The following is a 16,850-nucleotide window of genomic DNA, read 5'->3' on the forward strand; positions in this document are numbered from 1 at the left end:
ATCCCCCGCTTATCCACAGACCCGTCTTGTGACTAACTCTGTGGATAAATACTACATATAGGGGTTTTGCGATAAGAAGAACGCTATATGGTGAGTATTCTAGTAAGGATTCTTTTCAGTACAAGGGTTGATTTTGACGTTAAATTGAGGTTGTGAAAGGGTAAAAAAGGCTAAGTCCTCGTGCCGTAAGGCCTGGAAGAGATGTCAATAATTAAGAAAAAAAATTCAAAATTTGATCGAGTGCTGATTTCTTCAACGGGAGGTCAGAATTGCGCAACATGATGTCGCGCAATCTTTATAAGAATAACGAATGACGTTAGTCGTTTTTGGCGGTTGTGTGCAACATATAGTTAACATCCACGCCCGGGGCAAGTTTGAATTTATCGGTCAACGGGTTGTAGTGCAGGCCCGTCATGTGCTGCTCCTTAAGCCATGTCTGGTCAACCCAGCCCAGCAGTTCGGCAGGCTTGATGAACTTCTTCACGTCGTGCGTCCCTTTAGGCACCATGCGCAGCACATATTCCGCGCCTACCACGGCCATCAGCCAGGCTTTGCCGTTGCGGTTGATGGTCGAGAAGAAGACCTGTCCACCCGGTTTCACCAGGTTTGCACAGGCGCTGACGACCGACTGCGGATCGGGAACGTGCTCCAGCATCTCCATGCAGGTCACCACGTCATACTGGTGCGCATGTTTTGCCGCGTGCTCTTCCACGGTTTCCTGAACGTATTCTACCTGTATGCCGGACTCCAGCGCATGAAGACGCGCAACCTGTAGAGGTTCGAAGCCCATGTCCAGACCGGTGACGGTGGCCCCTTCACGCGCCATACTTTCCGCCAGGATGCCGCCGCCGCAGCCGACGTCGAGCACTTTCTTACCGAACAGACCGCCGGAACGCTCCGCGATATAGCCCAGACGCAGCGGGTTAATACGATGCAGAGGTTTGAACTCACCTTCGAGATCCCACCAGCGGGACGCCACCGCTTCAAATTTGGCAATCTCTTCGTGGTCAACGTTGTGAGCCACCGGGGATTTTTCGGCATTCATGGGCGCTTTTACTCCTTATTTAGCAAGACAAATGAGTATATCAGGCAATCCCTGTGAATAAAGCGTATAGGTTTACCTGTATCACCGCGGCTGTGTTATAATTTGCGACCTTTGAATCCGGGATACAGTAGAGGGATAGCGGTTAGATGAGCGACCTTGCGAGAGAAATTACACCGGTTAACATCGAGGAAGAGCTGAAAAGCTCCTATCTGGACTATGCGATGTCGGTCATTGTTGGCCGTGCGCTGCCGGACGTCCGCGATGGCCTGAAGCCGGTACACCGTCGCGTACTATACGCCATGAACGTATTGGGCAATGACTGGAATAAAGCCTACAAAAAATCTGCCCGTGTCGTTGGTGACGTAATCGGTAAATACCATCCTCATGGTGATTTCGCGGTGTACGCCACCATTGTCCGTATGGCGCAGCCCTTCTCGCTGCGTTACATGCTGGTAGATGGTCAGGGTAACTTTGGTTCTATCGACGGCGACTCCGCCGCGGCAATGCGTTATACGGAAATCCGTCTGGCGAAGATTGCCCATGAGCTGATGGCTGACCTGGAAAAAGAGACGGTTGATTTCGTTGATAACTACGACGGCACGGAAAAAATTCCTGACGTCATGCCAACGAAGATCCCAAACCTGCTGGTGAACGGTTCGTCCGGTATCGCCGTCGGTATGGCAACCAACATTCCGCCGCACAATATCACGGAAGTGATCAACGGCTGCCTGGCCTACATTGACGATGAAGACATCAGCATTGAAGGGCTGATGGAACACATCCCTGGCCCGGACTTCCCGACGGCGGCAATCATCAATGGCCGTCGCGGTATTGAAGAAGCGTACCGTACCGGTCGCGGCAAGATTTACATCCGTGCCCGCGCCGAAGTGGAAGCGGACGCCAAAACCGGCCGTGAAACCATTATTGTTCACGAGATCCCGTATCAGGTGAACAAAGCGCGACTGATTGAAAAAATCGCCGAGCTGGTAAAAGAAAAACGCGTTGAAGGCATCAGCGCGCTGCGTGACGAGTCTGACAAAGACGGTATGCGCATCGTGATTGAAATCAAGCGCGACGCGGTGGGTGAAGTTGTGTTGAACAACCTTTACTCCCAGACTCAGCTTCAGGTCTCCTTCGGTATCAACATGGTTGCGCTGCACCATGGCCAGCCGAAGATCATGAACCTGAAAGAGATCCTGAGCGCGTTCGTGCGTCACCGCCGTGAAGTGGTGACTCGCCGTACCATCTTCGAACTGCGCAAAGCGCGCGACCGTGCCCATATCCTTGAAGCACTGGCCGTTGCGCTGGCGAACATCGACCCGATCATCGAGCTGATCCGCCGTGCGCCGACGCCAGCAGAAGCGAAGGCGTCGCTGGTTGCGCGTTCATGGGATCTGGGCAACGTGGCGGCGATGCTGGAACGTGCCGGCGATGACGCTGCGCGTCCTGAGTGGCTGGAGCCGGAATTCGGCGTGCGTGACGGTAAGTACTACCTGACTGAACAGCAGGCCCAGGCGATTCTGGATCTGCGTTTGCAGAAACTGACCGGCCTTGAGCATGAAAAACTGCTCGACGAGTACAAAGAGCTGCTGGAGCAGATTGCCGAGCTGCTGCATATCCTGGGTAGCGCAGAGCGCCTGATGGAAGTGATCCGTGAAGAGCTGGAGCTGGTTCGCGATCAGTTCGGCGACGAGCGTCGCACCGAAATCACGGCCAACAGCTCTGATATCAACATTGAAGATCTGATCAACCGCGAAGACGTGGTAGTGACGCTGTCTCACCAGGGCTACGTGAAGTATCAGCCGTTGACCGACTACGAAGCTCAGCGTCGGGGCGGTAAAGGCAAATCTGCGGCGCGTATTAAAGAAGAAGACTTCATTGATCGTCTGCTGGTGGCGAACACCCATGACACGATCCTCTGCTTCTCCAGCCGGGGCCGTCTGTACTGGATGAAAGTCTATCAGCTGCCGGAAGCAAGCCGTGGCGCGCGTGGACGTCCAATCGTCAACCTGCTGCCGCTGGAAGCGAACGAACGTATCACCGCCATACTGCCGGTACGCGAGTACGAAGAGGGCGTGAACGTCTTTATGGCGACCGCGAGCGGTACCGTGAAGAAAACCGCGCTGACCGAATTCAGCCGTCCACGTTCCGCCGGGATTATCGCGGTGAACCTGAACGAAGGCGACGAACTGATCGGCGTGGATCTGACGTCCGGTTCTGATGAAGTGATGCTCTTCTCTGCCGCCGGTAAAGTGGTGCGCTTTAAAGAGAACGCCGTGCGCGCAATGGGTCGTACGGCGACCGGCGTGCGTGGTATCAAGCTGGCGGGTGAAGACTCCGTTGTTTCCCTGATCGTTCCTCGTGGCGAAGGCGCAATCCTGACCGTCACCCAGAACGGCTACGGTAAACGTACGGCGGAAAGTGAATACCCAACCAAGTCACGCGGCACGCAGGGCGTTATCTCCATCAAAGTGACCGAGCGCAACGGTTCCGTTGTTGGCGCGGTGCAGGTGGACGACGCGGACCAGATCATGATGATCACCGATGCCGGTACGCTGGTGCGTACCCGCGTGTCAGAGATCAGCGTGGTAGGTCGTAACACCCAGGGCGTTATCCTCATCCGCACTGCGGAAGATGAAAACGTCGTCGGTCTGCAACGCGTTGCTGAGCCGGTGGATGACGAAGAGCTTGACTCTATCGACGGCAGCGTCGCGGAAGGGGATGATGAAATCGCCCCGGAAGCGGACACCGATGATGAAGCAGCGGATGACGCTGACGAGTAACGTCTCCTGACGCATAAAGGGCCGGTTTCCGGCCCTTTTGTTTTGCGCAAGCAGACAAGTGAACGTTGCGACAAGCCGCGTTTACCGCTACCTTAACCACATTCTTTTTGACCCCGACGGCGGAGCCTCGCCCCTTTGAAATACCTCGTCTCCTTTCGTACCACGTTAAAAGTCTCCCGCTATCTGTTTCGGGCGCTTGCGCTACTGCTATGGTTGCTGGTGGCACTGCTCTCGGTGTTTTACATCGTTAACGCGTTACACCAGAAAGAAGCGGAGATCCGCCAGGAGTTTAATTTGAGCTCGGATCAGGCTCAGCGCTATATCCAGCGTACGTCTGACGTGATGAAAGAGCTTAAGTATATTGCTGAGAATCGACTGACGGCGGAGAACGGCATTCTTGCCATCCGCGGTCGGGATGAAAAAACCGAAGTGCCTGATTTCGAACCGCTCTTCCCGGATTCCGATTGTTCCGCCATGGGCAAAGCCTGGCGTGGTTCACTGGAGTCCCTGTCATGGTTTATGCGCTACTGGCGCGATAACTTCTCGGCCGCTTACGATCTGAACCGTGTCTACCTGATTAGTAACGAAAATCTCTGCATGGCAGATTTCGGCCTGCGGGATATGCCCGTCGAACGTGAAGACGCGTTGAAAAGCCTGCATGAGCGCATAGTGAAATACCGCAATGCGCCTCAGGAAGAGCGCGGGAACAACATCTTCTGGATAAGCCAGGGGCCGCGCATGGGCGTCGGCTATTTCTATGCCCTGACTCCGGTTTATCTCGGAAACCGCCTGCAAGCGCTGCTGGGGATTGAACAAACCATCCGCATGGAAAACTTCTTCACGCCGGGCAGTCTGCCGATGGGCGTGACCATTCTGGATGAAAACGGCCATCCGCTCATCTCCCTTACCGGGCCTGAAAACCGCCTGAAGGTGGAACCCAGCTGGATGCAGGAGCGGTCATGGTTTGGCTATACCTCCGGGTTCCGCGAGCTGGTGCTGAAGAAAAGTTTACCGCCATCGTCGCTGAGCATTGTCTACTCGCTGCCGGTGGACAAGGTCCTGGAGCGCATTCGCATCCTGATACTTAACGCCATTTTGCTGAACATCGCGGTAGGCGTCGCGCTGTTTATGCTGGCGAGAATGTATGAGCGGCGGATCTTTATTCCGGCGGAGGCGGATGCTCAGCGTCTGGAGGAGCACGAGCAGTTTAACCGTAAAATTGTCGCCTCGGCGCCGGTAGGGATCTGCATCCTGCGTACTCAGGACGGGACAAATATCCTCAGTAACGAGCTTGCCCATAACTACCTGAACATGCTCACGCATGAAGACCGTCAGCGGTTAACGCAGATCATCTGTGGGCAACAGGTTAACTTTGTGGATGTGCTGACCAGCACCCACACCAACCTGCAAATCAGCTTTGTCCATTCGCGCTACCGTAATGAAAACGTGGCGATTTGCGTGCTGGTGGACGTCTCTGCGCGCGTGAAAATGGAAGAGTCGTTGCAGGATATGGCGCAGGCGGCGGAGCAGGCCAGTCAGTCGAAATCGATGTTCCTCGCGACCGTCAGTCATGAGCTGCGTACGCCGCTGTACGGTATTATCGGTAACCTCGATCTGCTCCAGACCAAAGAGCTGCCGAAAGGGGTCGACCGGCTGGTGACGGCCATGAACAACTCGTCCAGCCTGCTGCTGAAAATCATCAGCGATATTCTCGACTTCTCTAAAATTGAATCCGAGCAGTTGAAAATAGAGCCGCGCGAGTTCTCCCCGCGCGAGGTGATGAACCATATCTGCGCCAACTATCTGCCGCTGGTGGTGCGTAAACAGCTTGGGCTGTACTGCTTTATCGAGCCGGATGTGCCCCTGACGCTGCATGGCGATCCGATGCGTCTGCAACAGGTCATCTCAAACCTGCTGAGCAACGCCATCAAATTCACCGATATCGGCTGTATTGTGCTGCACGTCTGTCGGGCAGGGGAGTACCTGACCATTCGCGTGCGCGACACGGGGGTGGGGATTCCGGCGAAAGAAGTTGTTCGCCTGTTCGATCCGTTCTTCCAGGTGGGAACCGGCGTCCAGCGTAATTTCCAGGGGACCGGGCTTGGTCTGGCTATTTGCGAGAAGCTTATCAGCATGATGGACGGGGATATCTCCGTCGATACTGAGCCGGGTATGGGCAGCCAGTTCACCATTCGTATTCCGCTCTATTCGGCGCATTATCCGGCGAAAACCACGGTCGACGGCCTGAGCGATAAACACTGCTGGCTGGCGGTGCACAACGCCTCCTTACATGATTTCCTGACCTCAATGCTGACCAGCAGCGGCGTGCGGGTTTCGCGCTACGAAGGCCAGACGCCGGGCGCGGATGACATGCTGATCACCGACGTTGAGCCGGAACAGGCGTGGGCGGGGCGCGGCGTGGTGATGTTCTGCCGCCGTCATATCGGTATTCCGCTTGAGCGTTCGCCTGGAGTATGGGTGCACAGCGTGGCGACACCGCACGAGCTGCTGGGCTTGCTGGCGCGCATTTACAGCGTGCAGCTTGAAGACAGCGACGGCGCCACCGTGCTGGCTTCCCCTGATGAGCTGGCGTCGGTGAATGACGATATGATGATTCTGGTCGTCGACGATCATCCGATTAACCGTCGTCTGCTCGCAGACCAGCTTGGCTCTCTGGGCTATCAGTGTAAAACGGCCAATGATGGCGTGGATGCCCTGAATGTCTTAAGTAAGAACCATATTGATATTGTGCTCAGCGATGTGAACATGCCTAACATGGACGGCTACCGTCTGACGCAGCGTATCCGACAGCTGGGGCTGACGCTGCCGGTGGTGGGGGTGACAGCCAACGCGCTGGCGGAGGAGAAGCAGCGCTGTCTGGAGTCGGGAATGGACAGCTGCCTGTCGAAGCCGGTCACGCTGGATGTACTGAAGCAGACGCTATCCGTCTATGCGGAGCGGGTACGAAAAGCGAGACAATAAAAAAGGCCCGAAAGGGCCTTTTTTATGTGCCCGGCGGCGCTGCGCTTGCGCGGGCCTGCGGGGTTTGTAGGCCGGGTAAGCGCGAGCGCCACCCGGCATAGACAGCGAAGATCAGTCTTTGTCCGTTGCGCTCAGCGTCACGGAAGAGAGATAGTTCAGCAGGGCGATATCGTTATCCACACCCAGCTTCATCATCGCGGATTTTTTCTGGCTACTGATGGTTTTAATGCTGCGGTTCAGCTTCTTGGCGATTTCAGTGACCAGGAAACCTTCAGCGAACAGACGCAGAACTTCACTCTCTTTAGGCGAGAGACGCTTGTCGCCATAACCACCCGCGCTGATTTTTTCAAGCAGGCGTGAGACGCTCTCAGGAGTGAATTTCTTCCCTTTCTGTAGCGCCGCCAGCGCTTTTGGCAGATCGGTAGGTGCGCCTTGTTTCAGCACAATCCCTTCAATATCGAGATCCAGAACGGCGCTCAGAATCGCCGGGTTATTGTTCATGGTCAGAACAATGATCGAAATGTCCGGGAAGTGGCGTTTAATGTATTTGATGAGCGTGATCCCATCACCGTATTTATCTCCAGGCATGGAGAGATCGGTAATGAGCACGTGCGCATCAAGTTTAGGCAGGTTGTTAATGAGGGCTGTGGAATCTTCAAATTCACCGACTACATTCACCCACTCGATCTGTTCAAGTGATTTGCGAATACCGAACAGTACAATCGGATGGTCATCGGCAATAATTACGTTCATATTGTTCATGTATAAGGCTACCTTGCTACAGCAAGCTCTTGACGTAAGCGTCAATGTCGCTGATGTATTTTTCAATGCCAGAGGCATCTTTCTCACGAATTAGATGTTCCAGCGTTTCACATAACTGCTTGCCGGGAACCAGATTAAGCATGGCAAACACCCCTTTAAGCCGGTGTGCTGTCTGTGCCAGCGCTGCAAAATCCTGCGCAGCGGACTCAGTATACAACCGCTTAACATCATCTGGTACTGTATCAACGAAGAGCGAATAATATCCGCTGGCATGGAGTTCGGCATTTTCATCGCCGCCTAACGGTGACTCCAGGATTTCTTCCTGCGCCAGATTCTCTTCAATCAGTTGTAATACAGCTTCCTGCATTGCATTGCTCATATTAAAGTTGACGCGCAGCTGCCCAGGGCCGATTTTCCGCACGCCTGGCTCATCATCGCTTAAAAGCAAGCCTGAGGCAGTAAGATTAGACGGATTATCAGTTAAAAATAGATCAAATTCTTGACTCGCGAGCCTTTCGTCCGGAGTAATGCAGGACGCACCCCAGTTTTCCAGCTGACGTACGACGATATTTCGGATCTCACTGGAGGTCACATCCACCATCACCACCACATCGTCCAGCAGACGCTCTTCATCCTCTTCCTGTGGATTCGCCGCCATTTTAACGTGTAAAGAGTAGCGGGTGCCGAGGGATTCGCGCGCCTTAATGTTCAGATGACCGCCCAGCTTACGCGCCAGCTGATCGCAAAGCCAGAAGGTGAGGGCATTCGCCTTACCGTAGTGGTCGCGCTGGGTATCGTTCAGGAACGGGAAGTGCAGGTTATCAATTTCGCTCACGGTCACGCCTTCGCCCGTATCCAGGATGCGGAACGTCAGACGATCGTCGGTGGACTCATCGGTGCTGACTTCAAGGGTGATCTTGCCGATCTGCGTCGTGGTGACGGCATACTGAATCAACATCATCAGGATGCGACGCAGGGCATCGCGATCGCCATGACGTTCGTCGTTGGCCGGTAAATGGTTGTTGATCAGCAGCTGGAGTCCCTTGCGCTTGATCACCGGCAGGACTTCCGGCACCACCTCATCAATCAGGTCCTGGATGGAGAAGAGCGTAGGGGTGCCCTTCCAGATGTCATTCTCCAGCATGTTCGCAAGCTGGATTTCGTCCACCAGACGAACCAGTGAATCGGCCTGGCTGCTTAGCTGTCGGCTTTCTGGCGTGCTCAGATCAGCAATCTGCGTGGCGAGTGACTTCAACGGCTGTTTAAAGGCATCGCCAATATTTTGCATAAACGCGGCGCGGCCATGCTGGTTTTTCTCGTACAGCCTTTGCGCCTGCTTGAGCTTTTTATTCACCAGCACTTCGCGATCCTGATCGCGAATGATGAAGATTTGCGTGCGCGACGCGACCTGACTGCGGAACTGACGGATCTCATACAGTTCATTATTAATGGTGGCCTGGATGACACCCTGATGCTGGTCCGCCATGGCCGTAATATTTTGCAGGTTAAGATGCGGCAGAAGGTGATCGGCAATTTTATTGCTCATTACCGTGCGGTTTGCCTCCTGATCGTGAACGAGCACCCCAAGCGGCAGCACGGAAATAATCTCTTCATTCAGGGCACGAAGAATGCGCAGCTCGTTGCTGGTCCCGGCTGATACCGACGTCGAGTCGCTCTGGCGGCCCGACTGGAAACGGAAGGTGCTGTAACCAAACAGCGCCAGCGCCAGCAGGCCGATATTCAGCAGCAGCGGCAGCAGAATGTTTTGCAGAGTATCAAGCATCAGGGTGCCAAAAGGCACCTGCCACACCAGACGCATACCGGTTGAGTTGAGCGATGAGGCAATCTCAATCTTTGAGCCATTAAATGAGATGGCTACGCTGTCCGCGCCTTCTTTATCCGACGGCGAGCGCATATTTTGGGTGCTGTTGTCTGGCTCCAGACGGAAGCTGTCCAGCGGCATATCCGGTGGGATGAGATCGTTAATCGGCAGGTCGAAGGCAACCACGGTCGCCAGATGGCCCGGCTGGTTAAAGGTGGTTCGCAGCGTGAAGTAGTGACCATTCTGCCAGGCAAGACGGCGTAATGACGAGAAACTTTCGCGCTCGTCCAGCGCGTTGGCCTGTTGCAGCATTTCTGCCCGACGGGAATCGACAATACTGCCAACGGTGGTCTCTTTAAAGCCCGACGAGAGATCCTTAAGCGGCAGGGTCGAGATCAGGATCATGCTGTTGTCCTGACCGTTCAGGTAATACATGGACCACGGTACGGTCTCGGCGCCCCACAGGGTGTCCAGATAGGAGGAGATCCGCTGCGTCATCTCAAGCGTTGCGCTGTCGTGCGAGCCGAAAATCAGGGCTTCCGTCTTACGCTGCGGTTTTTCAAGGTAATACACATCCTGCTTAAGGCGCGTTTCCTGCAACCCTTCGCCTGACGAGGTGGCAGGCGCGGCAGCGATATTGTCGTAGATTTGCCAGGTCGCATAGCGCCACGTATCAATGCGCTTATGCACCGCATGGGTGATATCGACGATTTGATAGCTTTTATCTTTAAGCCAGGTGTTAACGGCGCTCTGGATCATCACTCCCATTGTGACTAACAGCACAACGATCAACAGAAGAAAGAAACGGGTGATGCTGCCCGGTAGAAGGGAGAATTTGCTCGGGGCGGTAGTTTCAGTCTGACTCATCGATGTGTTTAACCCGTAATGGCCGCGCGGTAATGGGATAGGGCAGTATAAAGGGTAATAACTGAATTTCCAGCGTCGTTATCGGTATAACCTTGACTTTTTATCCGGGTAACCGGCTTCAATGTCCCCGCGTGAAAGGTGTACAAAACCCCGTGAAATGTATAAATAAGCCGCCGCACCGGCAGAAAAATAGCACGAATAAACAAGAAATTAATTTCGATAGCATAAAAACAATTAAGTGTAAGCCGTATTCGGGATTTAGTTAATAGTCGTTATCATTACCCAGCGGTAGCACATTAAATGTAGGGTGACGTAAAGAAAGGTAAAAAAAAACCGAATGCGAAGCATCCGGTTCAATTAGGGATAAACAGACATTCAGAACTGAATGACGGTAATAAATAAAGTTAATGATGATAGCGAGGGTTATTTTAGTGGTGTTGAAGGGAATTTTTTTGTCATTCAGTGCTGTACTGTTTTTTACGGCAATTTGCTGAATTTAATGCGATATATTTTTGTTTTGATTATCCGTGCTATATTTTTAAACTATTAATGCTCTGTAAAAGTTCCTCAAAATTTACAAATTGAAACATCTTGATGGCAAAGTGAAACATCTTCAAAGTTTTCGTATCATATTCCTGTTGGATTATTCTGCATTTTTGAGGAGAATGAACTTGCCGACTGGTTAAGAGGGTTGACCAGTAAGCAGTGGTAAATAATAAGGCATATAACAGAGGGTTAATAAAATGAAAGTTAAAGTACTGTCCCTCCTGGTACCAGCTCTGCTGGTGGCAGGCGCAGCAAATGCGGCTGAAATTTATAACAAAGACGGCAACAAATTAGATCTGTACGGTAAAGTGGATGGCCTGCACTATTTCTCTGATGACGACAGTGCAGACGGCGACCAGACCTACATGCGTCTGGGCTTCAAAGGCGAAACTCAGGTTAACGACCAGCTGACCGGTTACGGCCAGTGGGAATACCAGATCCAGGGTAACTCTGGTGAGAACGAAAACAACTCATGGACGCGTGTGGCGTTCGCAGGTCTGAAATTCGCTGATGCGGGTTCATTCGACTATGGTCGTAACTACGGCGTTGTTTACGATGTAACTTCCTGGACCGACGTTCTGCCGGAATTCGGCGGCGATACCTACGGTTCTGACAACTTCATGCAGCAGCGTGGTAACGGCTTCGCGACCTACCGTAACCAGGACTTCTTCGGTCTGGTTGATGGTCTGAACTTCGCGTTGCAGTACCAGGGTAAAAACGGCAGCGCAAGCGGCGAAGGCCAGACCAACAACGGTCGTGAGGCACTGCGTCAGAACGGTGATGGCTACGGCGGCTCTCTGACCTATGATCTGGGCGAAGGCTTCGCTATCGGTACGGCAGTCACCAGTTCTAAACGTACTGCTGACCAGAACGCTGCGGGCTACTACGGTGAAGGCGATCGCGCAGAGACCTACACCGGTGGTCTGAAATATGACGCGAACAACATCTACCTGGCTGCACAGTATACTCAGACTTACAACGCGACCCGTGCGGGCGACCTGGGCTGGGCTAACAAAGCGCAGAACTTCGAAGTGGTTGCGCAGTATCAGTTCGACTTCGGTCTGCGTCCATCCGTGGCATACCTGCAATCTAAAGGTAAGGACCTGGAAAACGGCTACGGCGACCAGGATCTGCTGAAATATGTTGATGTTGGCGCGACTTACTACTTCAACAAAAACATGTCCACCTACGTTGATTACAAAATCAACCTGGTTGATGAGAACGACTTCACTCGCGCAGCAGGTATCGGTACTGACGATATCGTCGCGCTGGGTCTGGTTTACCAGTTCTAATTGCTCATACAGCGACAAAGGGGCCAACAGGCCCCTTTTTTCATGCTTTTTTAGGGTCTTACAAATACGCTGTTTTAGTGTACTCTTGCCGCCCTGGCATGAGGATAATAACCAATGGATATGACTTTTTTACGCGCCAGCGTTCTGGCGACTTTTTTACTCCTGACCGCGTGTGACTCTTCCACACAGCCCGCAAAAATCGACGCACCCGCCGCGACGGTGCTGGAAGGGAAAACCATGGGGACCTTCTGGCGCGTCAGCGTGATGGATATTGATAAATCCCGCGCTGAAGAATTACGCGGTAAAATTCAGGCGCAGCTGGATGCCGACGATCAGCTACTCTCTACCTATAAAAATGACTCAGCGCTGATGCGTTTCAATCGCTCCAGCAGCACCTCGCTGTGGCCGGTGAGCGAAGCAATGGCCGATATCGTCACGGAAGCCATGCGCGTGGGCTACAAAACCAACGGCGCAATGGATGTGACCGTGGGGCCGCTGGTGAACCTGTGGGGATTTGGCCCCAACAAGCAGCCGGTGACTACACCCGATCAAGCCGCCATCGACGACGCCCGCGCGCGTACAGGGTTACAGCATCTGGCGGTGATCTCCCAGTATGGTCAGCAATACCTGCAAAAAGATATTCCCGACCTGTTTGTGGATCTCTCCACGGTAGGCGAGGGGTATGCTGCGGATCATCTCGCGGCCCTGATGGCGCAGGAAGGCATTCCGCGTTATCTGGTTTCCGTCGGGGGCGCGCTCGTCAGCCGGGGCATGAACGCCAGCGGCAGGCCGTGGCGAGTGGCCATCCAAAAACCAACCGATCAGCAAAACGCGGTGCAGGCGATTGTCGACATCAACGGGCATGGTATCAGCACCTCCGGAAGCTACCGCAACTATTACGAGCTGGATGGCAAACGTATCTCGCACGTGATTGATCCGCAAACCGGACGCCCGATTACCCATAACCTGGTGTCCGTGACGGTGATAGCCCCAACCGCGCTGGAGGCGGATGCCTGGGATACCGGATTGATGGTGCTCGGCACGGAGAAGGCCAAAGAGGTAGTGCGTCAGGAAGGGCTGGCCGTCTATATGATCACTAAAGAGGCTGACGGGTTTAAAACCTGGAGTTCGCCGCAGTTCAATAGCTTCCTGGTGAGCGAAAAAAATTAAAAAGCAAGGTTGCGGGTTTTTGTTCGGTGGCGTTCAGGCAAGCTGAGCGTATGCTTGTAAGAGGAGCCGATAATGAAAAACACAACCTATCTTACCGATGAGGATCGCTGGCAGGCCGTACTGGCCCGCGATCCGCGTGCGGATAACCAGTTTGTCTTTGCCGTGCAGACGACCGGCATTTATTGTCGTCCGTCCTGTCGCGCCCGCCACGCGCTGCGTAAAAATGTCTGCTTTTATCCTGATGCTCACCAGGCCGCGCAGGCGGGTTTCCGCCCCTGTAAGCGCTGTAGGCCGGACCAGGTCGACCCTATGGCGCAGAAAAAGGCCAACATTGCGCTGGCCTGTCGACTGCTTGAACAGGATGCCGCGCTGAACCTGGAGGCACTGGCGCAGCAGGTTGCCATGAGTCCGTTCCATTTCCACCGCTTGTTTAAATCCGTCACCGGCATGACGCCGAAAGCATGGCAGCAGGCCGCGCGTGAACAACGCCTGCGCACCCTGCTTGCACAGGGCGGTAAAATCACCGACGCCGTACTGGCCGCTGGCTTTCCGGACGGCAGCAGTTACTACCGTAAAGCCAACGGCGCGCTGGGCATGACGGCAAAACAGTACCGCAACGGAGAGGCTGCGGTCCGCTATGCCATCAGTGACTGCTCGCTAGGCCGCTGTCTGGTGGCGGAAAGCGAGCGCGGGATCTGCGCAATACTGCTGGGTGATGACGACGCCGGGCTGACGGCTGAGCTGCTGTCACTGTTTCCGCTTGCCGTCCGTGAACCGATGGAAGGCGCATTTGCCGGGCGTGTACGTCAGGTGATTGCCTCTGTCGACAGCCGCGCGACGCCGCTGACGCTGCCGCTGGATATCCGGGGTACCGCCTTCCAGCAGCAGGTCTGGCAGGCGCTGCGGGCTATCCTCTGCGGTGAAACGGCAAGCTATCAGCAGGTGGCAAAGGCCATTGGTAAACCCAATGCCGTACGTGCCGTGGCGGGGGCCTGCGGTGCCAACAAACTGGCGATAGTCATCCCCTGTCACCGCGTGGTGCGTAACGACGGCGCGCTGTCGGGTTATCGCTGGGGCGCAGCGCGTAAGGTGCTATTGTTGAAACGTGAGGCGAACAACCCGGAGGAATAATGCTCGATCTTTTTGCTGATGCTGAACCCTGGCAGGAGTCGCTCGCGCCGGGGGCGACGATCCTGAGACGCTTCGCGCTTTCCCGCGCGGCGGCGCTGTTCGACGGCATTAAAGCCGTCACCGCCCGTTCGCCGTTTCGCCATATGGTTACGCCAGGCGGGTATACCATGTCCGTGGCGATGACCAACTGCGGCGAACTGGGATGGGCGACGAATGAGCGGGGCTATGTATATGCCGCGTACGATCCGCTGACGGATCAGCCGTGGCCGCCGATGCCGGAGGCGTTTCAGGCGCTGTGTCACGATGCCGCCGTGGCGGCCGGCTATCCTGATTTTCGACCCGATGCCTGTCTTATTAACCGTTATGCCGTTGGGGCAAAGCTCTCCTTGCATCAGGATAAGGACGAGCCGGACCTGCGCGCGCCGATTGTCTCGGTATCCCTTGGGCTGCCCGCTGTCTTTCAGTTTGGCGGCCTGCGGCGCAACGACCCGCTCAAACGGCTGATGCTGGAGCATGGCGATGTGGTGGTCTGGGGCGGGGAATCACGGCTTTTTTATCACGGTATTCAGCCGCTTAAACCAGGCGATCACCCGGTGGCGGGGGCGTTTCGCTACAACCTCACGTTCCGCCAGGCAGCGTACAGAGAATAAAAATAAGAATTATTCTTGATGTGTGTGAAAGGCAGTTTACACTGCTGGCTGATTTTTCTTGTCCGGATTGCTCTGCATGCAACTACTTCTTCTTGTCTGGCGGCAGTATCGCTGGCCTTTTATCGCGGTGATGGCGTTAAGCCTTGCCAGCGCGGCGCTGGGGATCGGCCTGATTGCCTTCATTAACGTGCGTTTGATCGAAATGGTCGACACGTCACTCTCCGTCCTGCCGGAATTTCTGGGTTTACTGCTGCTGCTGATGGCAGTCACGCTCGGGTCACAGCTGGCGCTGACCGCGCTCGGCCACCACTTCGTTTTCCGTCTGCGCAGTGAGTTCATCAAACGGATCCTTGATACTCAAGTGGAGCGCATCGAACAGCTGGGAAGTGCTTCTCTGCTGGCGGGGCTGACCAGCGATGTGCGCGCCATTACCATCGCCTTTGTGCGCCTGCCGGAGCTGGTGCAGGGGATCATCCTGACCTTTGGCTCGGCAGCCTATCTCGCCTGGCTCTCCAGCAAAATGCTGGCGGTAACGGCGCTGTGGATTGTTATTACCATCTGGGGCGGGTTCCTGCTGGTATCACGCGTCTATAAGCACATGGCGGTGCTGCGCGAAACGGAAGACAAGCTCTATAACGATTACCAGACGGTGCTGGAAGGGCGCAAAGAGCTGACGCTGAACCGCGAGCGCGCCGAACATATCTTCAACCATCTCTATATCCCGGATGCGCACGAATATCGTCATCACATTATTCGCGCCGATACGTTCCACCTGAGCGCCGTGAACTGGTCCAACATCATGATGCTGGGCGCGATTGGCCTGGTGTTCTGGATGGCGAACAGCCTGGGGTGGGCGGATACCAACGTGGCGGCAACCTACTCCCTGACGCTGCTGTTTTTACGCACGCCGCTGCTGTCGGCCGTTGGCGCACTGCCGACGCTGCTGAGCGCACAGGTGGCCTTCAACAAGCTGAAGAAGTTCGACCTTGCGCCGTTTAAGGCTGAGTTCCCGCGCCCGCAGGCCTTCCCGAACTGGCAAACGCTGGAGCTGCGTAACGTTACCTTCCGCTATCAGGATAACGCCTTCTCCGTAGGGCCGATCAACCTGACCATTCACCGCGGCGAACTGCTGTTCCTGATCGGCGGTAACGGCAGCGGCAAATCCACGCTGGCGATGCTGCTGACGGGCCTCTACCAGCCGCAGTCGGGTGAAATTTTGCTGGATGGTAAAGCGCTGAGCGCGGAGAAACCGGAGGACTACCGCAAGCTCTTCTCGGCGGTATTTACCGACGTCTGGCTGTTCGACCGGCTGCTGGGACCGGAAGGGCAGCAGGCGGATCCGGCGCTGGTGGAGAAGTGGCTTGCGCACCTGCAAATGTCGCACAAGCTGGAGCTTCAGGATGGCAAAATCCTGAATCTCAAGCTGTCGAAAGGGCAGAAGAAGCGCGTGGCGCTGCTGCTGGCGCTGGCCGAAGAGCGCGACATCATCCTTCTGGATGAATGGGCCGCCGATCAGGACCCGCACTTCCGTCGCGAGTTTTATCAGGTCCTGCTGCCGCTGATGCAGGCGATGGGAAAAACCATTTTTGCCATCAGCCATGACGATCACTACTTCATTCACGCCGACCGTCTGCTGGAGATGCGCGACGGCAAGCTGAGCGAGCTGACCGGCGATGAGCGCGATGCGGCGTCACGGGACGCGGTGGCGCGCACGGCCTGATTGCAATTGTGCCGGGTGAACCCCGGCACACTAATTTTTCATATATGCCGTTTTTTTCTCCATCCCGACCCGCCGTTTAT

General features: G+C 54.9%; 10 protein-coding genes. 7 read left to right on the forward strand and 3 right to left on the reverse strand.

Annotation, left to right across the window (positions count from 1 at the left end; genetic code table 11):
• Nucleotides 1–316: 316 nt before the first annotated feature.
• The gene (ubiG, locus tag AM329_RS02210) at nucleotides 317–1,045 is read right to left on the reverse strand and encodes a bifunctional 2-polyprenyl-6-hydroxyphenol methylase/3-demethylubiquinol 3-O-methyltransferase UbiG (protein ID WP_003859413.1); all 729 of its coding nucleotides are present in this window, start codon (nucleotides 1,043–1,045) and stop codon (nucleotides 317–319) included.
• A gap of 146 nt (nucleotides 1,046–1,191) precedes the next feature.
• Here ubiG and gyrA point away from each other — a divergent pair, with 146 nt between their 5' ends.
• The gene (gene gyrA / locus AM329_RS02215) at nucleotides 1,192–3,828 is read left to right on the forward strand and encodes a DNA topoisomerase (ATP-hydrolyzing) subunit A (RefSeq protein WP_032609722.1); all 2,637 of its coding nucleotides are present in this window, start codon (nucleotides 1,192–1,194) and stop codon (nucleotides 3,826–3,828) included.
• Nucleotides 3,829–3,963: 135 nt separating this feature from the next.
• Nucleotides 3,964–6,810, forward strand: a complete 2,847-nt coding sequence (rcsC, locus tag AM329_RS02220; RefSeq protein ID WP_022651523.1) for a two-component system sensor histidine kinase RcsC — start codon at nucleotides 3,964–3,966, stop codon at nucleotides 6,808–6,810.
• 111 nt (nucleotides 6,811–6,921) lie between these two features.
• Here rcsC and rcsB read toward each other — a convergent pair whose 3' ends face one another.
• Nucleotides 6,922–7,572 carry a response regulator transcription factor RcsB gene (gene rcsB, locus AM329_RS02225; RefSeq protein ID WP_003859405.1) on the reverse strand — a complete coding sequence of 217 codons (651 nt, stop codon included), beginning with the start codon at nucleotides 7,570–7,572 and terminating at the stop codon, nucleotides 6,922–6,924.
• Nucleotides 7,573–7,588: 16 nt separating this feature from the next.
• Complete coding sequence (gene rcsD / locus AM329_RS02230) at nucleotides 7,589–10,261, reverse strand: phosphotransferase RcsD (protein ID WP_003859403.1); 2,673 nt, start codon at nucleotides 10,259–10,261, stop codon at nucleotides 7,589–7,591.
• Between the two features lie 743 nt (nucleotides 10,262–11,004).
• On the opposite strand from rcsD, the gene AM329_RS02235 reads away from it, so the two are divergent.
• The 5 genes from AM329_RS02235 to AM329_RS02255 all read left to right on the forward strand — a co-directional run bounded on the left by AM329_RS02235 (nucleotide 11,005) and on the right by AM329_RS02255 (nucleotide 16,770).
• Nucleotides 11,005–12,099, forward strand: coding sequence for a porin OmpC (locus tag AM329_RS02235; protein ID WP_003859401.1), 1,095 nt, complete (start codon nucleotides 11,005–11,007; stop codon nucleotides 12,097–12,099).
• Nucleotides 12,100–12,213: 114 nt separating this feature from the next.
• Nucleotides 12,214–13,269, forward strand: a complete 1,056-nt coding sequence (gene apbE / locus AM329_RS02240) for an FAD:protein FMN transferase ApbE (protein WP_023300605.1) — start codon at nucleotides 12,214–12,216, stop codon at nucleotides 13,267–13,269.
• 72 nt (nucleotides 13,270–13,341) lie between these two features.
• Nucleotides 13,342–14,400, forward strand: coding sequence for a bifunctional DNA-binding transcriptional regulator/O6-methylguanine-DNA methyltransferase Ada (gene ada / locus AM329_RS02245; protein WP_032609718.1), 1,059 nt, complete (start codon nucleotides 13,342–13,344; stop codon nucleotides 14,398–14,400).
• Nucleotides 14,400–15,050 (forward strand): DNA oxidative demethylase AlkB, encoded by a 651-nt coding sequence (gene alkB / locus AM329_RS02250; protein WP_032609716.1) that lies wholly within the window; start codon nucleotides 14,400–14,402, stop codon nucleotides 15,048–15,050. Before ada ends, alkB begins: the two co-directional genes overlap by 1 nt.
• Before the next feature lie 76 nt (nucleotides 15,051–15,126).
• Complete coding sequence (locus AM329_RS02255; RefSeq protein ID WP_003859392.1) at nucleotides 15,127–16,770, forward strand: multidrug ABC transporter permease/ATP-binding protein; 1,644 nt, start codon at nucleotides 15,127–15,129, stop codon at nucleotides 16,768–16,770.
• Nucleotides 16,771–16,850 lie beyond the last annotated feature (80 nt).

The organism is Enterobacter cloacae complex sp. AR_0002 (assembly GCF_001922365.1).
Taxonomy (GTDB): Bacteria; Pseudomonadota; Gammaproteobacteria; order Enterobacterales; family Enterobacteriaceae; genus Enterobacter; species Enterobacter hormaechei_C.